The organism is Nocardia sp. NPDC047654 (genome assembly GCF_043205035.1).
GTDB lineage: Bacteria > Actinomycetota > Actinomycetes > Mycobacteriales > Mycobacteriaceae > Nocardia.
Genome location: NZ_JBIDDF010000005.1, coordinates 193009 through 211676, shown reverse-complemented (window position 1 = coordinate 211676; position 18668 = coordinate 193009). Strand labels below are relative to the sequence as shown.

Sequence of the window (18668 nt, the reverse complement as noted above, 5' to 3'; positions counted from 1 at the left end):
ATTCGAGCAAGATCGATGTACAGGCTGGTCAGGCCACCGAAAGACGTTCGATGGAACCGGCGGCCAGGGCGGCTTCGACCCCGCTCAGGCGAGTCCGGATGAGCGCGCCGTAGGCATCGGAGGCCAGGACGTCGAGATGCCCGCGCGCGATGGCCAATTGCATCCTGGCCACTTCGAACTCACCGACCCGGCGGTGGCTGTCGGCCAGATTCAGATAGAGCGAGGGCAAGAAGCCGCGCAGGCCTTCATCCAGCGGCACGCCGGGAGCGAACACCGCGGCCAGCGCCCGCTGATCCCAGCGCAGCGCCTCCGCGGCCTCCTGCTGGAGGTCGGCGAGATGGTGGGCGACCACGCAGCGTTGCAGCGCTCCACCGTGTTCGCCGAGTTCCCCCCAGAGCTTTTCCAACGCCCGCCGCCCCGCCGCCGGGTCGACGCCACCGAGCCGCACCGCGGCAAACACCTCCGCCATCCGATCGTCCGACATGCGCAGAGTATCGCACATATGTTCGAACGTTTCGACAGTTGTTCGAACGTTTCGCACACCCGGGAAAACCCCGCACCCGTGCGGTTCTCGAAGACGCCGAGCCGCGCCGGGCGATACGCCGCCGCCACCGGGCCCGGCGCTCACGACTGTGATCAGGGCCACTTGGCAGTGAACTTACTTCAGAGTAAGTTTCATTTCGACCACACCTGCAAAGGAGCAGCGATGACCGACGCATCCGCCGAACCCGCCCGGCGCGGGCGCCGCAACCGCGACCTCAACGGACGGCACGTTCTCATCACGGGGGCGTCCTCCGGAATCGGCCGGGCGGCCGCGCTGGCCGTCGCGGCCAAGGGCGCCACGGTGTTCCTGCTCGCGCGCCGGGGCGAGGAACTCACCGCCGTCGTCGACGAGATCAGGGCGGCGGGCGGCTCGGCCTACGGATACTCCTGCGACGTCACCGATTCCGACTCCGTGGACCAGGTGATCGAGACCGTCCTGGCCGAACACGGCCACGTGGACATGCTGGTGAACAACGCGGGCCGTTCGATCCGCCGCGCCATCCACCGCTCCACCGACCGGCTGCACGACTTCGAACGCACCATGGCCGTCAACTACTTCGGCGCGCTGCGGCTGACGCTGGCCCTGCTGCCGCAGATGCGGGAACGCAAGTTCGGGCACATCGTCAATATCAGCAGCGCGGGCGTGCAGGTGGCCACACCGCGGTTCTCCGCATATCTGGCCAGCAAGGCGGCGTTGGACAAGTTCACCGAGGTGGCGGCCGTCGAGACCATGGCCGACGGCGTCACGTTCACCACCATCCACATGCCGCTGGTGCGCACGCCGATGATCACCCCGAGCGGCGACCAGGGCCCCGCCGAGTCACCCGAGTGGGCGGCCGCGACCATCGTGCGGGCGCTGACCGAACGCCCCAAGCGCATCGACGTACCGCTGGGCACCATCGCCGAATACGGCGCGCTGCTCACTCCGAAGATCCGCGACCGCGTCCTGCACCGCTACTACCGCGCTCTGCCCGACTCCCCCGCGGCCAAGGGCGAGCCGACCGAGCCCGACGACGAACAGGTCGAACCCGTCGACTCGCTTCCCGCGCGACGGCCCAGGTCGGCCGCGCGGCGCGTCACGGGCACGGCCTTGCGCCGGGCCGCCCGATGGGTGCCCGGTACGCATTGGTGAACCTCAGCCGGCCAGGAACGGCCGGACGGTCGCGGCGAACTCCTGGTAGCGGTCGCGATGGATGCTGTGGCCGCAGGTGAAGGTGGTCACGGTGCAGTCGGCGAGGCCGGCTCGCAGGTCGGCGAGTTTGGCCGGATCCACCATGCCGCCCGGTCCGCCGCACAACACCAGGGTGGGTGCGGTGATGTCGGAGAGCCGGTCCCACCATTCCGGGTTCGGCTTGCGGAACTGCTCCAGCGCCGTCTTCGTCATGGCACGGTCGAACGCGACCACCGCGCGCGGGTGGCGCACCAGGCTGGATGTGGCGTGCCACAACTCGGGCACGGTGGGAAACCGGCGGGTCAGACGCATTTCCTCGACGCCGGATCGCAGCGGAAGCGGGCATTCCTCCATGACCAGCCTGCGCGCCAGCTCCGGTCGCTCCTGCGCGACGCGCGACACCGCGTAACCGCCGAGCGAATGCCCGACCAGATCCACCGCGGGCAGCTCCAGATGTTCACAGAGGCGCAGCAGATCGTCGCCGAACTCGTCGAAGAGGTAGGAATCGGTATGTGAGCTACGACCGTGTCCGCGCAGATCGGGGATGATCACTCGGCGCCCGGATTGCACCAGCACACGCGCGAACCGGTCCCACGTGTGCCCGTCGCCGCCCATGCCGTGCACCAGCAGCACAGGGACGTCGCTGACGGCGCCCACCCCCGAATCCCGATAGGCGATTCGCACGTTTCCGAATGTCACCTGGTCCAGCGTCAGATCCACGACCAACGAGGATACTGACAGTCATGCACTCCCCCTGCGTCATGTAGCGCGTATCACTGCAGGAAAAGAGGTGTGGTGCGTGACCCGGGATTCCCGGGGCTCGCGAAGACTCGTGCGAAGCATGGTGTTTCGACTCGCTCGATAAATGCCTGGTGCGAGAGCGAGCCCGGAACAATACTCACCGCATGCCCTCCTTCGCCGACTTCGACCGCCGCGACTACCGCACCGTCGATGTCGCCACGGGATACGACGGGTGGGCGCCCACCTACGAGCAGACGGTCCTGGACGAAATGGATCTCGCTCTGCTCGGGCGATTGCGGTTGGACCTCGGCCGGATGCGGCGGGCGGCGGATCTGGGCTGCGGCACCGGGCGCACCGGAACGTGGCTGCGGGACAACGGGTTGACGCACATCGACGGGGTCGACGTGAGTGAGGGAATGCTGGCGCTGGCCGCCGAACGCGGCGTCCACACCACGCTGACCCGAGCGGATGTGCGGGACACGGGTCTGCCGGGCGGCGCCTACGACCTGGTGATCGCGTCGCTGATCGACGAGCACCTACCCGAACTCGCGCCGTTCTACGCGGAGGCGTGGCGCCTGGCCGCACCGGGCGCACGGTGCGTATCGGTCAGCTACCACCCGCAGTTCATCATGGTGTCGGGAATGCCGACACACTACACCGACCCTTCCGGCGAACCAGTGGCGATCAGCACCCATCTGCACTTGATCAGCGAGCACCTGTCGGCCGGTCTGGCCGCCGGATGGGTCCTCACCGAGGTCGCCGAGGCACTGGTGGACGACGCGTTCCTGGCCCGCAAGCCGAAATGGGCTGCGCTGCGCGGACATCCGTTCACGCTGGCGACGGTGTGGTCGCGGCCGGAGTGAACCAGCCGCCGACCCGGGTGCGGTGACGGCGGCAGCACCTGGTCTCCGACGCCGATTCCGTTCAGAGCCAAGCCTGTACCGGCCGAGAGCAACCCGAGGTCGGCGGGCGTGCAACTGTTGTGGCCCTCAGTCGTAAAGCCCCTCGGCGCGCCAGGTTTCGGCGCGGTAGACCAGCAGCAGCACTCGGCTGGGGGCGGGCGCGTCGTCGAGTTGGACCTGGGCGCGGGCGGTGAGTTCCGCGTCGTCCGCATCGGGCGCCCACCAGCGTTCGTCCACCGGCCACGGGCCCGCCCAGCCGGTCAGCCGCCACTGTTTGCTCCCCCAGCGCAGCAGGGCCGGCTCGGCGTCGAACATGGCGCGGTCGGTGACCTTGACGGGCGCGCCGTCGGCGGTTTCGAGCCGCACCAGCGGACGGTTCAGCAGAAGTACGGCGGGGGCGGGCTCGGGCAGCCGGCCCGGCCAGGGTTGCGCGGGGTCGGCCGCGGGGACGAGTTCGTCACCCAGCGTGACCATGGTGATTCGTTCGGCGGGCCCGCGTCCGCCGCTCAGCACGCCGACCCGCACCGCTTCCCCGCCCAGCAACCCTTGCACCCGGATGAGCGCGCGCCGGGCTCGCTCGTCCTCTTCCCCGGCCCCGCCCCACAGCCCGAGTTGCAATGCGCCCGCCGTGACCACCTCGACAGGTTCCAGCCGCAGCACGGTGATCGGCGCGGTGGGCCGCGCGCCGTCGCGCCGGGTGAGCCAGCCGTCCAGTTGCCAGCGCACCCGGTCCGCCGTGTCCTCCGGGGTGAGCGGCTCGGCGCAGCGCCAGATCCGCGCGAGATCCTCCCCCGCCGCGGTTTCCGCGTGCACCGAGAGCCTGGTGCAGGCCAGTCCGGCCTCCGCGAGCGCGCTGTGCAGCCGGGTGGCGAGCAGGCGACCGGCGAAGGCGGCCGCGTCGACCCGCTCGATCGGCGGATCACAGCGATACTCCACCACCAGATCCGGCGGCGGCTGCCGGGCGGACGGCGGACGCTCCGGCTGGGCCCTGGCGCAGCGGTGCGCGAGCACCGCGTCGGTCCCGAACCGGGAGGCGACCTCCGCCGCGGAGAGCGCGGCGAAATCACCGATCCGGCGCAGACCCAAGCGGTGCAGCAGATCGACCAGATCGGCGCGTTCCGGGGCGGCCAGGCTGGGCTCCACCGCGAGTTCCCCGATCGGCAGCGGCGCGAGAAACCGCGCACCCGCCCCCACCGGCACGATGGCGGCGCGCCGGGCGGCGATCACCGCCGTGGACAACTCGTCGGCGATCCCGATCTGCGCTTCCGCCCCGGCCGCGGCCACCGCGTCGACCAGGCGCTCGGCCGCCGCCTCCTCGGACCCGAAGAACCGCGCCGCACCGCGCGCGGCGAGCACGAGCAGCCCGGGGCGCAGTACCTCCACACCGGGGACCGTCGCGGCCACCGCCGCGACCAGCGGTTCGAACAGCCGCGCGTCCCGGTCCTGATCCTGCTGCGCGAGGAACAGATCGGGACACCGCGCCTGCGCCTCTCGGCGCTTCAGGCCGCGGCGCACCCCTTCGGCTCGGGCGATCGCCGAACAGGCCACCACCCGGTTGGCGAACAGCACCGCCACCGGCCGCGTCGCGGGCAGTCCCGCCGACGCCGCCGCGGCGACCGCGGGCCAGTCCGGGCACCACAGGGCGAGCACCCGCTTCGACCCCGGCCGGATCACGGCGACGAACGACCTTCGTCCCCCACGGGTCCTCGAGGGCACACGATCCCGGTGGAGTCATTCGCCGCATCGTGCGACATGCACTCCAGGTGGCGGACACGACACCGGATCCGGCGGCCCGGATTCTCCCTCGCGTGCTCGCGGCCGCCCGTCCTCATCGACGGATCGCGCCGACCGTGCCCGGGACACTCGGCGCCACCGGTGCCGAATCGCTCGGTCGGTGCGCCGGACCGGATCGGCAGCGACCGGACCGGGCAGCGGCGAACCGCAGCCATCGGGCGAATCGAGACGACCGGGGAAGCCGAGGAGCGGGCCTGCGCACTCACGAGACCGCCTCCTGCGTGTCGGCGACTTCGGCTGTCCGGGCGGACTTCTCGCGCAGCACCCATTCCACGCGCCCCGCATTCGGGCACAGATCCAGCCGTCCGCGCCGCGGCGGTCCCGCCTTGCCACGCACCTCGACCGTCAAGCCGAGCGAACGCAAGCGTCCGCGCCCGCGGCCGAGACCGGCATAACCCGCGATGCGGGCGTCGAGCTGGAGGGACGCGCCGGGCCACCGACCGTCGGTGACCACGAGGGTGGCGCCCTTGTTGCGGGCGCGGGCCGCGATCACCCGGCTGCGCGCGGGCGCGACGGCGCCACCGCCGAGGCCGAGCACGACCAGATCGAGCCCGTCGAGCAGCACCGCGGCCACCTCCACCGGATCGGGGCCGGGCTCGGCGATCACGGCCAGCCGCCGCAGCTGCGCCCCCATCTCCACCGCGGCGAGCAGACCGAGCCGGGGCATGCCGACCACCGCGGCATGCCCACCGCCCTCGGTCACCGCGGCGAGCAGACCGGCCAGCAGCGAACTCGCCCCCGTGTACGCCACCACCGAACCCTTGGGCAGGCCACCATCGGGCAACAGGGGCGCGAGCGCCGCTGGCACCGGCAATGCCGCGCGGCTCGATTCGGCGCCGAGCGGGACCCGCTGCGCCGCGGATTCACCACGCCCCGGCACCGCGGCCATGCGTCTGCGCAGTTCAGCCAGGGAGGGAGCATCCTCCCGCCCACCATCGCGCCGCAGCGCGCCCCGATTCACCCCTCCCTGCGATATCGCATCCGAACCCATCTCAACCACCCACTTCCCACGATGGACCCGAGGCGAAGCATGGCGGAGCTGCCCTCGCTTTCGAGCGCAGCACCGATTCAGCTATCGATTCATATCGAATATACGTTCGATACCGACTCAGTAGAAACCGACCCCTGGGTTTCGTCAAGAGCGGAGGGCTTCGTGTCGCGCCGTCCCCGCCGAGGTGAAAGTGCCCGGCTCGGCAAACCGGCCACGCAACCACTGCCATAGGCCGGAAATCCGCGGATCCCTTCCGAGTGACGTGATTCTCGATGCGAGGAGCGAACCCGGCGCGCGCCCGGCTACGACGCAACGGCACCCATTCATCGGTATGGTGTGTGGCACGCATCCCGACCGAGCGTCAGCGAGCGGGCGCGGCACATGGCCGCGCCCCGTGTATCGCCTATGCGCGAACACGAATCAGGCCAGCTAGCCTCATTTTCCGCTACCCTGCACCCGTGACCGAACGCGCTCGTCCCACTGTCGGCCCCCAATATCTCGTCGCAGGCCGCTATCGCCTCCAGTCGAAGCTGGGCGGCGGCGGCATGGGCGCGGTCTGGCTGGCGCACGATCGCCTGCTCGACCGGGACGTCGCGATCAAGCAGGTGCTCACCACGGCCGGGCTCGGTGAGGCAGAAGCGGAGGCGGTCCGCAACCAGATCCTGCACGAGGGCCGGGTCGCCGCGAAACTCTCGCACGACCACGCGATCGCCGTGTACGACGTGGTGCTCGAGGCCGGTGAGCCCTGGTTGGTGATGGAGCACCTACCCTCCCGCAGCGTCGCGAAGGCGCTCGCGCTGGTCGACACGCTGCCGCCGATCGAGGTCGCGCAGATCGGCGCCCAGGTCGCCGACGCGCTCGCCGCCGCGCACGCGGTCGGCATCGTGCACCGGGATATCAAGCCGGGCAACATCCTCGTCGCCGACCGCGGCCCCGGCGTGGGTATGGCGAAACTCAGCGACTTCGGTATCTCCCGGGGTGCGGGCGAGCTGTCCGACGAACCGGACGGCGTGATCACCGGCACCCCCTCCTATCTGCCCCCCGAGGTGGCGCGCGGAGCCCAGCCGACCAAGGCCAGCGACGTGTTCTCCTTGGGCGCCACGCTCTACACCGCGATCGAAGGGCAGCCGCCGTTCGGCTTCGACGAGGACAGCGACGTCATCGTGCACCGCGCCGCCATGGCGCAGATCATCCCGCCGACCCGCAGCGGTGTGCTCACCCAGGCCCTGCTGCACATGATGGAGCCCGCGCCGCAGCGCCGCCCGACCATGGCCGAGGCGCGGGACGAGATCCTCACCGCCGCTTTCGGTCCCGGCACCGGCCCGCACATTCTCGGCGCGCCCGTCCGCACCGAGGACGGAACCATCCCCTCCTGGGCCGCGCGCAATTCGGCGTCCGGGATCCGCAGCCCGCACTCCACCCCGCTGCCCCGCCCGCACCGCAACCACGCGGGCGCGACCGCGACCGCTACCCCGCAGCGCGCCAGGAATCCGCAGCCGAACAATGCCCCTCTGGCCATCGCCGTGGGACTGCTGATCGGCCTGATCATCATCATCGGGATCATCGTCGCCGTCCTCTGACGTCGCCGCACCGCACCGGCGGGCGCGCGGCCGTCAGTCGATGCGGCGGCGGTGAGCCCAGCGGGTCAGGGCGTTGCGGTTGGACTGCTGGGTCTTGCGCAGCACGTTGGAGGCGTGCGTTTCCACGGTTTTGACGGAGATGAACAGGGATTCGGCGATCTCACGGTAGGTGTAGCCGCGCGCGAGCAGGCGCAGAACCTCCAACTCGCGCGGGGTCAGGGAGTCGAGTTCGGGATCCAGGGGTGGTTCGGGTACCGGGGACCTTCCGGTGAACGAGTCCAGCACGAAGCCTGCCAGGCGTGGGCTGAAGACCGCATCACCGCCCGCCACCCGGCGGATCCCGTCGGCCAGCTCGGAGCCCGAAATCGTCTTCGTCACATACCCTCTGGCCCCGGCCCGGATCACCGCGATCACGTCCTCCGCCGCATCGGACACGCTCAACGCCAGGCACACCGGCCCCGGCTCGATGCCGGCCAGCACCGCCACCCCGCCGCCGTCGGGCATGTGCACGTCGAGCAGGACGACGTCCGGGCGCTCGGCGTTGATCCCGGCCACCGCCTCCGCCACCCCGCCGGCCTCCCCGACCACCTCCATGTCCGCCTCCCGGCTCAACTCCGCACGCACACCCGACCGGAAAACGGCGTGATCATCGACGAGAAAGACCCGCACGGCCACCTACTTCTCCTAACCGACCCTTGACCCCCAACCGGTACCACACTCATCCCCCACGCGCTCTTCGCGCACCCCACGGCCGCTGTGCGGACTCTGCGGGTCCGCGAGAAGCGGACGACTAGCGGACGACGCCCGCGGCGGGGGCGGGCTCTTCGTCGTGGGCGGGGCAGCCGGAATCGGTCCGCGGCATGATGATCCGTACCTCGGTGCCACGGCCCGGCCTCGACAGGATGTCCACCTGACCACCGCGGCGCTCGATCCGGCCGCGAATGGATTTGGCCAAGCCCCGGCGATCCTCCGGCACGGACGCGAGGTCGAAGCCGGAGCCACGGTCACGCACGAAGACGCTCACCTGATGCGGCTCGACCTCGGCGAACAGATCAATCTCCGGGACGCCCGCGTGCTTCGCGGCATTGACCAGCGCTTCCCTGCTCGCGCCGAGCAGCGCGGTGAAGTGCTCCTTCGGCAGACCGGATCCGGAACCGTCGATGTCCATCGACACGTCACCGACGGTCACCGGCGCCACCTTCACGCCGTGCTGGTCCTCCACCTCGCCCGCGATGGTCCGCAGGGCCGCGGTCAAGCTCGACTGCGCGGGGCCGGAATCCTCGAACAACCATTTCCGCAGTTCCCGCTCCTGGCTGCGGGCCAGCCGCAGCACCTCCTGCGGGTCATCGGCCTGGCGCTGGATGAGCGCGAGCGTCTGGAGCACGGAATCGTGCAGATGCGAGGCGATCTCCTCGCGTTCCTCGTTGCGGATGCGGGCGGCGCGCTCGGCGTTCAGCGCGCGCATCATGCGCAGCCACAGCGGAACCGTCAGCAGTCCGGCGCCGACCAGTGTGACCGCCACCGCGAGCAGCGCCGAGCCGAGTGAGCTGAGATCGATCCGCGCCAGCACCACCACCCCGAGGCCCGCCACGATCAGCGTCGCACCGGCGACGATCCGGGACCAGGTGATGACCGAGGGCCGCGCGGGCAGCCCGAGCAGCGAACGCGGCCCGTCGACGTCGTACTCCCGCCACACCAGCGCCGCGCCGACCGCCACCACGATGATCGGCGCGATCACCTTCGCCGCCGTCCCGCTGAACACCCATGACACGGCGACCGCGAGCCCCAGCCCGAGCATGGCTAGCCCGATCGCCTGCCGCCGCTCGGCACCGGAAGGTTTCGACTGGTCCGACCCACCGGGCGTGAAGATCCACAGCAGCCCGTAGGCGGCGATGCCCGCCCCGGCCAGCGCGCACAGCAGCACGAACGCCATCCGCACCTTGAACACGTCGACGCCCAGATGGTCGGCCAGACCGCCCGCCACGCCGCCGACGACCCGGCCACCCGAGCGGCGGAACATCCGCGCCTGCGGCGGCCCGGGGACCGGCGCGGGCGCGGGGCCCAGTCCGCGCGCGGCGTCGAACCCCCGAGTGTCGAACGCGGGAACAGACGGGTACATGTCTTCGATACTGCCCGACAACGCAGCTGCCAGCCATCCGGATTCACCCTGATCTCGAGCAGCGACACCCCCGCCGACCAGGGCAGAAGCGGCCGGATCAGCGAAACTCGGCATAGCTGAACAATTGCTACATCAGTGGATCGGTCCAAAGTGTTCAGGCCGTTTTTCAGGGTTCCCCCCGATGCGCCGATTCCGCGGGTCGGCACACCATGGGAGACATGACGAAAACGAGCTTCGGCGACCAGGTCCAGCAGATATGGCAGACCCGGCCGATCCGATTGCCGCGCCAGGGGCCTATCGCGGGCGTCGCGGCGGGGTTCGCGCGGCGCTACGAGATCGATCCGGTGCTGGTTCGCGTCGCGTTCGTCGTCTCGACGATCTTCGGCGGCGCGGGCCTCGTGCTCTACCTGCTGGCCTGGCTGCTGCTGAGCGCGGCGGGCGACCCGGCGTCCGCGGCCGAATCGCTGGTCGGCAAGGGCCACAGCTCGCAGTCGCAGACCAAGACCATCGTGCTGATCGTGGCGCTGGCCATCGCGGTCAGCACGATGGGCCCGGTCGGTGTCGGTCTCGGCGGATCCGGCCTGATCAGCCTCGCGCTGATGCTGGCCGGCTGGTGGATGCTGCATCTGCGCACACCCAACCCGCCCCCCGGAACCACCGAGGCGTTCGGCGGATTCGCCCCGGACGGCGGGATCACCGCCACCGGCTACCCCGGCGCGGTCTTCCCGCAGGGCGCGACCCGGACCGTCGGTGACCTGTACGTGCCGCCGACCTCCGTGTACACGCCGTACACCAAGCTGCCGGAGACGTATGTCCCCGAGACGCCCGTGCGCGCCGCGAATGGCGATGCGGCAACGGTCCCGCTGCACAAGCCCGCCCCAGAGGAGCAAGCCGCCGACCCCGCGACCGTGGTGCTGGACAAGTCGGCGGCGCCGACCTCCGGAGGGGCAACCGATGCCGGACCGGAATCGTCCACCGGCAAGCGAACCGAATCGGGCGCGGCCGTCGGTGACCGAGCCGGATCGAATCCGGCTGCCATCGGCCATGTCGGGCCGATGCCCGCGGTCGGCGACGAGACCGAGCCGGGGGATATCGGCGAAACAGGACCGAACTCTTCCCGCAGCGCCGAGCACCACGCGCTGAGCGCCTCGGATGACGCCATATCCACCGAGCGAACGTCTCGGCCCGCGAACCCGGTCTCCTCAGACAACACCGGCACCGGGGTGCCCGGCCGCACTCCGAGCCCGCGCAGCCCCGCAGCCGCTCACCCCGCGATCATCGGCGGCCCGACCCCACCGTCCTGGGACCCGCTCGGCGTCGCCCCGCTCGCCTGGGACCTGCCAGACCCCACACCGGCCCGCACCGTCGTCGCTCCGCCGCAGAAGCGTCCACGCTCGCGCCTTACGCCGGTGGTGCTCGGCCTGGCCATTTTGGCGGCGGCGGGCGCGGGTGCGGCGGCCGCCTCTGGCGCGGAATGGATGACGCCCGGCCGGATCGCCGCCGCTGCGCTGGCCGTGATCGGTCTGGGCCTGGTGCTCGGCGCGTTCCTGCGGCGTGGATACGGGTTGCTCGTGCTCACCGCGCCGCTCGCGGGCTTCGTCCTGCTCGCCTCCGCCGTCGGTCCGGTCGAGTTCGATCAGGCCGCGATGGGCAACCACACCTGGGCACCTGCTTCCGTCGCGGAACTGGCGTCGAACTATCAGGTGACCATGGGCTCGGGCACGCTGGATCTGCGGTCGGTGAAACTGACCGAGAACCGCACCGTGGACGTCGACGTGCGGATGGGCGAAGCCCGCGTCCTGCTTCCGGCGGACATGACCGTCCGCACCCGCTGCACGGCGACCATGGCCGAGGCCCTCTGCACCGACGGCATCAGCGGTCCGAATACTCTCGGCGCGCCGGTGCTCGAACTGAACGTCGACGTCCGCGCCGGAAACGTGGAGGTGCGACGTGGCTGAGACCGAGCGCGAAGAGACGACCGATTCCCGCCGCGGCCCCGCCGCCTCGCTGCTCATCGCGGGTTTGCTGTCCATCGCGATCAGCGTGTGGGCTTTCGTCGGTCCGGCGTCCTGGCCCGCGGCCAGCATGATCCCGATCGGTTGGATCGTCGTGATCGCCGCGATCGTCATCGGCATCCTGCTGGTGATCTCTCCCCGCAAATGACCGCACGGCCCGTCCGACCGGACGGGCCGTGCCACGTTCATCCCCAGCGATCATCCGGGCCGGACCCCTCGTCGTCGTACGACAGGAGAATCGAATGAACCCCGACGAACCCACCGATCCGCCGCGTCCCACCGCGCGGACCACACCGCCGGATCCCCGCCCAGGCAGCGCCAACGGTGCGCTGCTGGGGCACCTGATTCTGCACAGCGCCTTCCACCGCCCCCGCTGACCTCCTCGGTGACGCCGAGCGGCTACCGCCGGGAGATCACTCCCACTCGATGGTCCCCGGCGGCTTGCTGGTCACGTCCAGGACCACGCGGTTGACCTCCGGCACCTCGTTGGTGATCCGGGTGGAGATGCGTTCGAGCACCTCGTAGGGCAGCCGGGTCCAGTCGGCGGTCATGGCGTCCTCGCTGGAGACCGGGCGCAGCACGATCGGGTGACCGTAGGTGCGGCCGTCACCCTGGACGCCGACGCTGCGGACATCCGCGAGCAGCACGACCGGGCACTGCCAGATCTGTCCGTCCAGACCGGCCGCGGTCAATTCCTCGCGGGCGATGGCATCGGCCTGGCGCAGCGTCTCCAGCCGATCCGCGGTGACCTCACCGACGATCCGGATGGCCAGACCGGGCCCTGGGAAGGGTTGGCGGGCAACGATTTCCTCCGGCAGCCCGAGTTCGCGGCCGACCGCGCGCACCTCGTCCTTGAACAGCAACCGCAGCGGTTCGACGAGTTCGAACTCCAGGTCGTCGGGCAGGCCGCCGACATTGTGATGGCTTTTGATGTTCGCGGTGCCGGTGCCGCCGCCGGACTCCACGACGTCCGGGTAGAGCGTGCCCTGCACCAGGAACTCGACCTTCGGCGCCACGCCGTCGGCCTCGCCGTGCTCGAGCACCACCTCGCCCACCGCGTCCTCGAAGGACCGGATGAACTCCCGGCCGATGGTCTTGCGCTTCTCCTCGGGATCGGTCACGCCCTTCAACTCGCCGAGGAATTTGTCCACCGCGTCGACGGTCACCAGCTTGGCGCCGGTCGCGGCGACGAAATCCTGCTGCACCTGCTCGCGCTCCCCCGCCCGCAGCAGACCATGGTCGACGAACACACAGGTCAACCGGTCGCCGATGGCGCGCTGCACCAGGGCGGCGGCGACCGCGCTGTCCACCCCGCCGGACAACCCGCAGATCGCGTGCCGGTCACCGATCTGCTCACGCACCGAGGCGACCAGCGAGTCGGCGATGTTCGCCGGAGTCCAGGTGGAGGGGATGCCCGCGAGCTCGTGCAGGAACCGGCTCAGCACCTGCTGGCCGTGCGGCGAATGCAGCACCTCCGGGTGGTACTGCACACCGGCCAGGCGTCGCGCGCGATCCTCGAACGCGGCGACCGGAGCGCCCGCGGTGGTGCCGGTGACCTCGAAGCCCTCCGGCGCGTCGGTGACCGCGTCGCCGTGGCTCATCCACACCGGCTGAATGGTGGGCAGGCCGCCGTGCAGCAAACCGCCATCGATGTTGAGTTCGGTGCGCCCGTATTCGCGAGTGCCGGTATGCGCGACCGTGCCACCGAGTGCCTGCGCCATCGCCTGGAAGCCGTAGCAGATGCCGAAGACCGGCAGCCCCAGCTCGAACAACCGCGGGTCCAGCTGCGGCGCGCCCTCGGCGTACACACTGGCCGGGCCGCCGGAGAGGATCACCGCGAGCGGCTGCTTGTCGGCGATCTCCTCCACCGTCGCGGTGTGCGGAACCACCTCCGAGAACACGCTCGACTCGCGAACCCTCCGCGCGATCAGCTGGGCGTACTGTGCTCCGAAGTCGACGACGAGGACCGGTCTCTGGGTTTGTGCCACCCACCCAGTTTAGTGAGCGGCGAAACGAGCGAATCATCGGCACAGCGCCCCTCGCGCGGGAGGCGAGCCGACCGCCCGAATCGTCACCCGTGGCCGGGCCGGCTGGTTATCCTTCTGCTCGTGCCCTTCGCCCGCGCGATCGATGCCGACATCCATTACGAGGACAGCGGCGGGGACGGCCCGGTGGTACTGCTGGCGCACGAGTTCTTCATGGACCGCACCATGTTCGCCGCCCAAATGGCCGCGCTCGCACCGGAGTTCCGGATCGTCTCCTGGGATGCCCGCGGCCACGGCCGCACCAGGGACGAGGGCCTACCCTTCACCTACTGGACCGCGGCCCGCGACGCGCTGACCATTCTCGATCATCTCGGCGCCGAACAGGCCGTCGTCGGCGGCACCGCCCAGGGCGGCTTCACCGCGCTGCGCACCGCCTTGATCGCGCCGGAACGCGTCTCCGCGCTGATCCTGATCAGCACCGAAGCGCACGGTCCCACCCCGCAGCAGTCCACTGCCACCCAGAAATTCCTCGAAGAGTGGTACGACGACGGCTCCCGTGAACGCGCCGTGCACCAGCTGGCTTCCTGGCTGATCGGCGATGACGAGTGGTACCGCCAGATCTGGACCCAGCGCTGGCTGGTGCGCGACCGTCGTGGCATCGAGGTCGCGGCCGGCTGCCTGCTCAGCCGGGATTCGGTGCTGGATCGCCTGCGCGAAATCGCTTGTCCGGCTCTGGTGATCCACCCCACCCACAGCGGCATGGACCGTGAACGCGCCCAAGAACTGGCCCAAGGACTGTCCGGCGCGACGTTCATCGAGATCGCGGACGCCCGACTGGCGGTGACGATGACCCACCCCGAGCCGGTCAACCACGCGATCCAGCAATTCCTGCGCGCACGGACGAAACCGACCCGCGTGCGGTGAATCCCACCCACGCGAGCATCAATCGAACAACGGGAACCGTGTGGCATCAACTCGAACGAAGCATGCGCGAGAAACGAGTCTTACGAGCGCCGTTCGCGGCCCGGCTCACGTTCCGGCGGTCGAAGCGCATGCGCCGAAGGCGCGAGTCTCGGCCGCTGGAACGCGAGCCATCGAGGGGCCGCGAACACGCAGCGCCGCGTGCGCTGCGAATCGAACACAGCTCAGGCACGCACGCTGAGGCCGACCTTCTGGAATTCCTTCAGATCCGAGTAACCGGCTTTGGCCATCGAACGACGCAGTCCACCAACGAGGTTCAGCGATCCGAACGGATCGTCGGACGGCCCGAACAGCACCCGCTCCAGGCTCGGGCGCACCGTGTCACCGACCGGCTCGCCACCGAGATCCCACGGATCGTCGACGTGCAGCAGCGACCCGCGCGGAACCGATGGGTGCGCGGCCGCCGACGGCCAGTACCAGCCGCGACCCGGCGCCTCCGCCGCCACGGCGAGCGGAACTCCGAGCATGGCGGCGTCCGCGCCGCACGCGATCGCCTTGGCCAGTTGCCCCGAGGTGGCGACGTCGCCGTCCGCGATGACGTGCACGTAGCGGCCGCCTGTCTCGTCCAGGTAGTCGCGGCGCGCGGCGGCGGCATCCGCGATCGCGGTGGCCATCGGCACGCCGATGCCCAGCACCTCACCGGTGGTCGTCGCGCCGGGGTAGGAGCCGTAGCCGACGATGACACCCGCCGCCCCGGTCCGCATGAGGTGCAGCGCGGTGCGGTGATCGCTCACGCCGCCCGCGACCACGGGCACGTCCAGCTCGGCGATGAAGGTCTTCAGATTCAGTGGCTCCCCGTCGCCGACATGCTCGGCGGAGATGATCGTGCCGTGCACCACGAGCAGGTCGATGCCCGCCTGCAGCAGCGCCGGGGTGAGCGTGCGCGCGTTCTGCGGGCTCACCCGCACCGCCACGGTGACACCGGCGGCGCGGACCTGCGCGACCGCGGCGGCGAGCAGGTCCGGTTGCATCGGCGCGGCGTGCAGTTCCTGCAGCAACGCCACGGCGCGCTCGTAACCGCCTTTGCCGACCAGCTCGAGCAGCTGATCGATCTTCGCACCGACATCGGCGTGCCGCGCCCACAGCCCCTCGCCGTTGATCACGCCGAGCCCGCCGAGGCGACCGAGCTCGATGGCGAACTCCGGCGATACCAGCGCGTCGGTGGGATGCGCGAGAAACGGGATCTCGAAACGGTAGGCGTCCAGCTGCCAGGACAGCGAGACCTGCTTCGACGAGCGGGTCCGGCGCGAGGGGACGATATCGACGTCGTCCAGCTCATAGGTACGCCGGGCGGTCCGGCCCATGCCGATCTCCACCATGTCGCGCACGCGAAATCTCCTTAATTTTTGGCAGCGCCTGCGGCGCTGCGTGTTCGCGGCCCCTCGATGGCTCGCAGTCCAGCGGCCGAGACTCGCGCCTGCGGCGCATGCGCTTCGACCGCCGGAACGCGAGCCGGGCCGCGAACGGCGCTCGTAAGACTCACGCCTCCAGTGGTTACTTATGGGGGCAGGTGGGCAGCACGAATGAACCGCCAACTCCCGCGCGGCTCGCTCTCCGCCACAGCCGGTGGGCAAGCTCCATCATGCACGGACCGGTTGGTCCTGTACATGAACCTAGTGGGCTAACCGCGTCCCGTGTAGTTAGGGGCCTCGACGGTCATGGTGATGTCGTGCGGATGGCTCTCCTTGAGGCCCGCCGCGGTGATCTGCACGAACTGGGCCTCCTGCAGATGCGCGATCGACTGGGAGCCGGTGTAGCCCATGGCGGCGCGCAGGCCGCCGACCAGCTGATGGATCACCTGGTTGACCGGGCCGCGGAACGGCACCCTGCCCTCGATGCCCTCGGGGACCAGCTTGTCCTCGGCCAGCACGTCGTCCTGGAAGTAGCGGTCCTTGGAGAACGACTTGGCCTGGCCGCGCCCCTGCATGGCGCCCAGCGAGCCCATGCCGCGGTAGCTCTTGAACTGCTTGCCGCCGACCAGGATCAGCTCGCCAGGCGACTCGGCGGTGCCCGCGAGCAGCGAGCCGAGCATCACGGTGGACGCGCCGGCGGCGATGGCCTTGGCGATGTCGCCGGAGAACTGGATGCCGCCGTCGGCGATCACCGGGACGCCCGCAGGCTTGCACGCGGCGACCGCCTCCAGGATCGCGGTGATCTGCGGCGCGCCGACGCCCGCGACGACGCGGGTGGTGCAGATGGAGCCGGGGCCGACGCCCACCTTGACCGCGTCCGCGCCCGCTTCGACCAGGGCCGCCGCGCCCGCGCGGGTAGCCACGTTGCCGCCGACCACCTGGATTCGATCGCCGACCTCGGTCTTGACCTTGGTCACCATTTGCAGCACCTGCGCCTGGTGACCGTGCGCGGTGTCCACCACCAGCACATCGACGCCCGCGTCGGCCAGCGTCATGGCACGCGACCACGCGTCCTCACCGACACCGACCGCGGCGCCGACCAGCAGGCGGCCGTCACGGTCCTTGGTGGCGTCGGGGTACTGATCGGTCTTGACGAAGTCCTTGACGGTGATCAGGCCGCGCAGGCGTCCGTTGCCGTCGACGATCGGCAGCTTCTCCACCTTGTGCCTGCGCAGCAGCCCCAGCGCGGCCTCGGCGGTCACGCCCTCCTGGGCGGTGATCAGCGGAGCCTTCGTCATCACGTCGGCGACGCGGCGGTTCTGGTCCACCTCGAACCGCATGTCGCGGTTGGTGATGATGCCCACAAGCGCACCGGTCTCGTCCACCACCGGAAGGCCGGAGATGCGGAACCTGGCGCACATGGCGTCGACCTCGGCGAGAGTGTCGTTCGGGCGGCAGGTCACCGGGTCGGTGACCATGCCGGCCTCGGATCGCTTGACCGTCTCCACCTGGGCGGCCTGGTCGGCTGCCGAGAGGTTGCGGTGCAACACGCCCATGCCGCCCGCGCGGGCCATGGCGATCGCCATCCGCGCCTCGGTCACCGTGTCCATGGCCGAACTGACCAGGGGGGTCCGCAAGCGGATCTCCCTGGTGAGCCGGCTGGAGGTCTCCACAGAACTGGGGATGAGATCCGAGGCGGCAGGCAGCAACAGCACATCATCGAATGTGAGGCCGAGCATGGCGATCTTGTTCGGATCGTCGCCACCCGTAGGAGGGCGGACTGCGAGTCGTTCGCCCGGTACGGGATTACTCATTCGGATCGACCCCTCCTGGACGTCGATAGCGACCGGCGCAGGCATGACCTGCGCCGTGACGGCTGATGGGATGGACGTGGTTCGGCGGCGGTGCGGTCGGGACCCGCCGTAGCCTGTGCTCCATGGTATCTGTCCGGTGAACTCACCGACGAAGTGAGCCCACCACCGAAACTGGCGGGCCGCATCGCTGGCGCAGACCACCCTGTTCTGCGTACCGTGGGGATGTGCGTGACCATCTACCACCTGGCTTGCCGCCGGATCCGTTCGCCGGAGACCCCTCCGACCCGTCCGCCGCGCTCGACGCCATCGAGCCCGGCGAACCGCTGGATCCCCACGAGCGCCTTGCGGTCGAGGAGGATCTCGCCGACCTCGCGGTGTACGAGGCGCTGCTGGCCCACCGCGGCATCCGCGGTCTCGTGGTCAGCTGCGAAGACTGCAGGCAGGACCATTACCACGACTGGGACATGTTGCGCGCCAACTTGCTTCAGTTGCTGGTCGACGGCACGGTCCGCCCGCACGAGCCCGCCTACGACCCGACGCCGGAAGCGTATGTCACCTGGGACTACTGCCGGGGCTACGCGGACGCCTCGATGAACGAGGCTTTTCACGGCGACGGGTTCGACGGATTCGACGGCTGAGACCGCCTTCACCGATACGCACGCGGGCCTCTCGAGGCTCGC

Annotated in this window: 17 protein-coding genes; 8 read left to right on the top strand and 9 right to left on the bottom strand. The window is 70.2% G+C overall.

The features are described from left to right. Positions 1 to 28 precede the first annotated feature (28 nt). Positions 29 to 484 carry a hypothetical protein gene (locus ACGF7Y_RS18100; RefSeq protein WP_393235018.1) on the bottom strand — a complete coding sequence of 152 codons (456 nt, stop codon included), beginning with the start codon at positions 482 to 484 and terminating at the stop codon, positions 29 to 31. A 222-nt stretch (positions 485 to 706) separates the two neighbouring features. On the opposite strand from ACGF7Y_RS18100, the gene ACGF7Y_RS18095 reads away from it, so the two are divergent. Beyond that, entirely contained in the window at positions 707 to 1675 is a 969-nt protein-coding gene (locus ACGF7Y_RS18095; RefSeq protein ID WP_393235015.1) for an SDR family NAD(P)-dependent oxidoreductase, read from the top strand. A 3-nt stretch (positions 1676 to 1678) separates the two neighbouring features. Here ACGF7Y_RS18095 and ACGF7Y_RS18090 read toward each other — a convergent pair whose 3' ends face one another. Next, positions 1679 to 2434 carry an alpha/beta fold hydrolase gene (locus ACGF7Y_RS18090; protein ID WP_393235012.1) on the bottom strand — a complete coding sequence of 252 codons (756 nt, stop codon included), beginning with the start codon at positions 2432 to 2434 and terminating at the stop codon, positions 1679 to 1681. A gap of 185 nt (positions 2435 to 2619) precedes the next feature. Between ACGF7Y_RS18090 and ACGF7Y_RS18085 the strand changes: the two genes are divergently transcribed. Further along, a complete protein-coding gene (locus ACGF7Y_RS18085; RefSeq protein WP_393235009.1) occupies positions 2620 to 3318 on the top strand; it encodes a class I SAM-dependent DNA methyltransferase in 699 nt (232 codons plus the stop codon). A 126-nt stretch (positions 3319 to 3444) separates the two neighbouring features. On the opposite strand, the gene ACGF7Y_RS18080 is transcribed toward ACGF7Y_RS18085, so the two are convergent. Then, positions 3445 to 5031: a DNA polymerase Y family protein gene (locus ACGF7Y_RS18080; RefSeq protein WP_393235007.1), complete on the bottom strand. Its 1587-nt coding sequence runs from the start codon at positions 5029 to 5031 to the stop codon at positions 3445 to 3447. 322 nt (positions 5032 to 5353) lie between these two features. After that, entirely contained in the window at positions 5354 to 6142 is a 789-nt protein-coding gene (locus tag ACGF7Y_RS18075; RefSeq protein ID WP_393235004.1) for a hypothetical protein, read from the bottom strand. A gap of 458 nt (positions 6143 to 6600) precedes the next feature. On the opposite strand from ACGF7Y_RS18075, the gene ACGF7Y_RS18070 reads away from it, so the two are divergent. After that, complete coding sequence (locus ACGF7Y_RS18070; RefSeq protein WP_393235001.1) at positions 6601 to 7722, top strand: serine/threonine-protein kinase; 1122 nt, start codon at positions 6601 to 6603, stop codon at positions 7720 to 7722. A 33-nt stretch (positions 7723 to 7755) separates the two neighbouring features. Here the strand turns inward: ACGF7Y_RS18070 and ACGF7Y_RS18065 are convergent, their stop codons facing one another. After that, complete coding sequence (locus ACGF7Y_RS18065) at positions 7756 to 8391, bottom strand: response regulator transcription factor (protein ID WP_040865043.1); 636 nt, start codon at positions 8389 to 8391, stop codon at positions 7756 to 7758. Between the two features lie 121 nt (positions 8392 to 8512). Further along, on the bottom strand, positions 8513 to 9841 hold the full coding sequence (locus ACGF7Y_RS18060) for a PspC domain-containing protein (protein ID WP_393234998.1): 1329 nt from the start codon (positions 9839 to 9841) through the stop codon (positions 8513 to 8515). A gap of 218 nt (positions 9842 to 10059) precedes the next feature. Between ACGF7Y_RS18060 and ACGF7Y_RS18055 the strand changes: the two genes are divergently transcribed. From ACGF7Y_RS18055 to ACGF7Y_RS18045, 3 genes are all read left to right on the top strand, one after another. Continuing rightward, positions 10060 to 11799, top strand: a complete 1740-nt coding sequence (locus ACGF7Y_RS18055) for a PspC domain-containing protein (RefSeq protein ID WP_393234995.1) — start codon at positions 10060 to 10062, stop codon at positions 11797 to 11799. Beyond that, positions 11792 to 12004 (top strand): hypothetical protein, encoded by a 213-nt coding sequence (locus tag ACGF7Y_RS18050; protein WP_063051517.1) that lies wholly within the window; start codon positions 11792 to 11794, stop codon positions 12002 to 12004. The genes ACGF7Y_RS18055 and ACGF7Y_RS18050 overlap by 8 nt, the downstream gene beginning before the upstream one ends. Positions 12005 to 12098: 94 nt before the next feature. After that, positions 12099 to 12233, top strand: a complete 135-nt coding sequence (locus ACGF7Y_RS18045; protein ID WP_393234992.1) for a hypothetical protein — start codon at positions 12099 to 12101, stop codon at positions 12231 to 12233. 36 nt (positions 12234 to 12269) lie between these two features. On the opposite strand, the gene guaA is transcribed toward ACGF7Y_RS18045, so the two are convergent. Then, positions 12270 to 13844 carry a glutamine-hydrolyzing GMP synthase gene (gene guaA, locus ACGF7Y_RS18040; RefSeq protein ID WP_393234989.1) on the bottom strand — a complete coding sequence of 525 codons (1575 nt, stop codon included), beginning with the start codon at positions 13842 to 13844 and terminating at the stop codon, positions 12270 to 12272. Between the two features lie 120 nt (positions 13845 to 13964). Here guaA and ACGF7Y_RS18035 point away from each other — a divergent pair, with 120 nt between their 5' ends. Then, entirely contained in the window at positions 13965 to 14765 is an 801-nt protein-coding gene (locus ACGF7Y_RS18035; protein ID WP_393234986.1) for an alpha/beta fold hydrolase, read from the top strand. 221 nt (positions 14766 to 14986) lie between these two features. On the opposite strand, the gene ACGF7Y_RS18030 is transcribed toward ACGF7Y_RS18035, so the two are convergent. Both ACGF7Y_RS18030 and guaB read right to left on the bottom strand, forming a co-directional pair. Beyond that, on the bottom strand, positions 14987 to 16150 hold the full coding sequence (locus tag ACGF7Y_RS18030) for a GuaB3 family IMP dehydrogenase-related protein (RefSeq protein ID WP_357044861.1): 1164 nt from the start codon (positions 16148 to 16150) through the stop codon (positions 14987 to 14989). A 293-nt stretch (positions 16151 to 16443) separates the two neighbouring features. Continuing rightward, complete coding sequence (gene guaB / locus ACGF7Y_RS18025) at positions 16444 to 17988, bottom strand: IMP dehydrogenase (protein WP_281032502.1); 1545 nt, start codon at positions 17986 to 17988, stop codon at positions 16444 to 16446. 224 nt (positions 17989 to 18212) lie between these two features. Between guaB and ACGF7Y_RS18020 the strand changes: the two genes are divergently transcribed. Continuing rightward, positions 18213 to 18626: a DUF5319 domain-containing protein gene (locus ACGF7Y_RS18020; protein WP_039795739.1), complete on the top strand. Its 414-nt coding sequence runs from the start codon at positions 18213 to 18215 to the stop codon at positions 18624 to 18626. The last annotated feature ends 42 nt before the right edge of the window (positions 18627 to 18668 follow it).